Source organism: Acinetobacter sp. ANC_7504 (assembly GCF_056779995.1).
Window position 1 is genome coordinate 1 of the sequence record NZ_JBWYIZ010000035.1, and the last position, 436, is coordinate 436.

The 436-nt window shown below is 45.2% G+C and carries 1 protein-coding gene; it reads left to right on the forward strand.

Translation table 11 applies throughout. The features are described 5' to 3' along the window. Positions 1–11: 11 nt before the first annotated feature. The coding region (locus AC1M9F_RS14500; RefSeq protein WP_481598119.1) for a GTP-binding protein at positions 12–436 on the forward strand (425 nt) is incomplete at its 3' end.

The following is a 436-nucleotide window of genomic DNA, read 5'->3' on the forward strand; positions in this document are numbered from 1 at the left end:
AGGAAGATCTCATGGCTAAGGCTAAGTTTGAACGTAATAAGCCACACGTTAACGTGGGCACAATCGGTCACGTTGACCATGGTAAAACAACTTTAACTGCTGCTATCGCAACTGTATGTGCGAAGAAATTCGGTGGTGAAGCTAAAGACTACGCTGCAATCGACTCTGCACCAGAAGAAAAAGCACGTGGTATTACAATTAATACATCACACGTAGAATACGATTCTCCAACTCGTCACTACGCTCACGTAGACTGCCCGGGCCACGCCGATTATGTTAAAAACATGATTACTGGTGCTGCTCAAATGGACGGCGCGATCCTTGTATGTGCTGCGACTGATGGTCCAATGCCACAAACTCGTGAACACATCCTTCTTTCTCGCCAAGTAGGTGTTCCATACATCGTTGTATTCTTAAACAAATGTGACCTTGTAGA